This window comes from Candidatus Symbiopectobacterium sp. NZEC135 (assembly GCF_025962695.1).
The window spans coordinates 1-2707 of record NZ_JAGFPF010000188.1 but is presented as its reverse complement, the minus strand read 5'-3'; the positions used below and the strand labels follow the sequence as shown (position 1 = coordinate 2707).

The 2707-nt window shown below is 47.8% G+C and carries 3 protein-coding genes and 4 tRNA genes; 2 read left to right on the top strand and 5 right to left on the bottom strand.

Features of this window, described 5'->3' with window-relative positions; genetic code table 11:
• The 5 genes from J5224_RS24700 to J5224_RS24680 form a co-directional block, all read right to left on the bottom strand.
• Window positions 1–110: GTP-binding protein (locus J5224_RS24700; protein WP_001336758.1), on the bottom strand; the 110-nt coding region annotated here is incomplete at its 3' end.
• 105 nt (window positions 111–215) lie between these two features.
• Window positions 216–291: transfer RNA gene (locus J5224_RS24695), tRNA-Thr, on the bottom strand.
• Between the two features lie 6 nt (window positions 292–297).
• A tRNA-Gly gene (locus tag J5224_RS24690) sits at window positions 298–372 on the bottom strand.
• Window positions 373–477: 105 nt separating this feature from the next.
• A tRNA-Tyr gene (locus tag J5224_RS24685) sits at window positions 478–562 on the bottom strand.
• 15 nt (window positions 563–577) lie between these two features.
• Window positions 578–653 (bottom strand) — tRNA-Thr (locus J5224_RS24680).
• 363 nt (window positions 654–1016) lie between these two features.
• Here J5224_RS24680 and J5224_RS24675 point away from each other — a divergent pair.
• On the top strand, window positions 1017–1565 hold the full coding sequence (locus tag J5224_RS24675; protein ID WP_264627860.1) for a GNAT family N-acetyltransferase: 549 nt from the start codon (window positions 1017–1019) through the stop codon (window positions 1563–1565).
• 201 nt (window positions 1566–1766) lie between these two features.
• Window positions 1767–2707: type I pantothenate kinase (gene coaA, locus J5224_RS24670; protein WP_264627859.1), on the top strand; the 941-nt coding region annotated here is incomplete at its 3' end.

Below are 2707 nucleotides of genomic sequence, written 5' to 3'. Positions count from 1 at the left end.
GCCAGTACGGTGGTGATCGCTGCGGTCAGCGTGGTTTTACCATGGTCAACGTGGCCGATAGTACCGACGTTAACGTGCGGTTTAGTACGTTCAAACTTTTCTTTAGACATTGACTGTCCCTCTAAGACACGGATAAATCGGTGATAGCACCACATTAACCAAGCTAACGCTTGACGAATATTTTACAGAAAGGAAATCAGGAGATGAAAAAGAAGTGGTGCTGATAGGCAGATTCGAACTGCCGACCTCACCCTTACCAAGGGTGCGCTCTACCAACTGAGCTATATCAGCACTTATTGGAGCGGGCAGTGGGAATCGAACCCACATCATCAGCTTGGAAGGCTGAGGTAATAGCCATTATACGATGCCCGCATCCTGAACTCGGCTACCTGATTTCTCTGTTGAAAGCTTCCGCTTTCGCCAACGTGATGATTGCCTCATCGCGTTGGTTCAGCCATAACCGGTATGGCTTGAATTTGGTGGTGGGGGAAGGATTCGAACCTTCGAAGTCTGTGACGGCAGATTTACAGTCTGCTCCCTTTGGCCGCTCGGGAACCCCACCTCATTGTGTACTTGATGGTGCCGGCTGCCGGAATCGAACTGGCGACCTACTGATTACAAGTCAGTTGCTCTACCAACTGAGCTAAGCCGGCATCAAGTGCTGCGCATTCTAGGTAGAGCGAGCCTCCTATGCAACAAAAAAATTGCTTAAAATGCGCTATCGCTTAGATTTTATCCAAATTCGAGCATGAATTCACGTACCGTGCGATAAAATGCCTAAAGAACATCCAAATTCACGACTAATCCCGCACATCCCCGCCTGTCGTGCATTCTTTTTTCAACATAACGTCAGCACAATTCCGCACCAACAATGACCTTTTGCCCCAAGTTAACGCACCTTCTTCGCCATAAATGCGTACTTAACCGCGTTAACGACATAAATCTGGCCTGGCATGTATCTTGCTTTATTTCACGAAAGAGGGTCAGGAAGGACTTATTTCGCTGGAGGCTGCATGATGAAAATCGTTTTACTTAATGACACAACCCTGCCGGTTTACCGCACAGAACTGGCAGACCTGCTGCTAGATGCGGTAATGCATGGTGCCTCTGTTGGTTATGAGATGCCTTTGTCTCACGAAACTGCAGCCAGCTATTTTCACGGATTACGCACCTCTCTGGCAGAAGGGGAGCGTTTGCTGTGGATTGCCCGTGATGCCCAAGGCATTATCGGAAGTGTACAGCTTGAACTGTGCCAAAAAAGTAATGGGTTGAACCGGGCAGAGGTGCAAAAACTGCTGGTACACAGCCGCGCACGTCGCCAGGGTATTGGCCGTAAACTGCTGTCGGTGCTAGAAACAACGGCCTTTGAGCTCAATCGCGGCCTGCTATATCTGGATACCCAGGCAGGCTCTCCGGCAGAAGCCTTTTATCGTATGCAGGGGTATCGCTACCTGGGGGAAATTCCTGATTATGCCAGTGCGCCCGATGGCAGTTATCATCCAACGGCCATCTACTACAAGCGCCTATTTGTCGCCAATCGGCTGACACCGGCCTTGGCAAGTTAATCGTTTCCTGACGCCATTGCGTCAGGAAATATCATACTGTTGTCTTCTTTTCTGCGTGTCCAACGTGTAACCTGCCTGATATCTACTAATCGAATCACAACATTACCGTGTATGACCCACCCGCGGCTTATACTTCCGGCTCACACAACGCATGGGCAGTTTCGCCTCCTGGCAGGATGGTCTATAGGATAAATTGGACAGATGAGAGACAGCGAGCAACCTTTGGCAACACCCTACCTACACTTCGATCGCCGCCAATGGGCTGCATTGCGCAATTCAGTGCCATTAACGCTGACAGAAGAAGAGATCATCCGGTTAAAAGGGATCAATGACGAGTTGTCGCTCGATGAAGTTGCCGAAATTTATCTGCCTTTATCACGTCTGCTTAATTTTTATATCAGCTCAAACCTGAGACGCCAGGCAGTATTGGAGCAATTTCTCGGCACGAACGGGCAGCGTATTCCCTATATTATTGGCATCGCAGGCAGTGTTGCGGTTGGCAAAAGCACTACCGCGCGCGTATTGCAGGCGTTGTTAAGCCGTTGGCCTGAGCACCGTCGCGTTGAATTGATCACCACAGACGGCTTTTTGCATTCCAAACAGGTGCTTAAAGACAGGAACCTCATGCAGAAAAAAGGGTTTCCTGAGTCTTACGATATTCATAGCCTGATGAAATTTGTGTCGGATATAAAATCGGGGGCTAAAAAAGTCTCTGCGCCAATATATTCACATCTGACTTATGACATCGTGCCAAATAGCAATAAAGTGGTGGAACAACCGGATATTCTTATCCTTGAAGGATTAAACGTCCTGCAAAGTGGAATGGATTACCCGCACGCACAACCACGCGCTTTTGTTTCTGATTTTATTGATTTTTCTATATACGTTGACGCATCGGAAGAATTATTAAAATCCTGGTATATAAACCGGTTTTTAAAATTCCGCCTGGGTGCATTCTCTGATCCTAACTCTTACTTTCACGAGTATGCAAAATTAACGGAAGAGAAAGCGGTGACAATAGCGACCAAAATTTGGCGTGATATTAATGAACCGAACCTGCACCAAAATATTTTGCCTACCCGTGAACGCGCCAGCTTGATTATGACCAAAAGCGCTAATCATGCCGTTGACTATGTGCGTTT

Bases quoted from the DNA above. Each gene is read 5' to 3' on its own strand.
- J5224_RS24675 (WP_264627860.1), top strand. From the start codon at position 1,017: ATGAAAATCGTTTTACTTAATGACACAACCCTGCCGGTTTACCGCACA.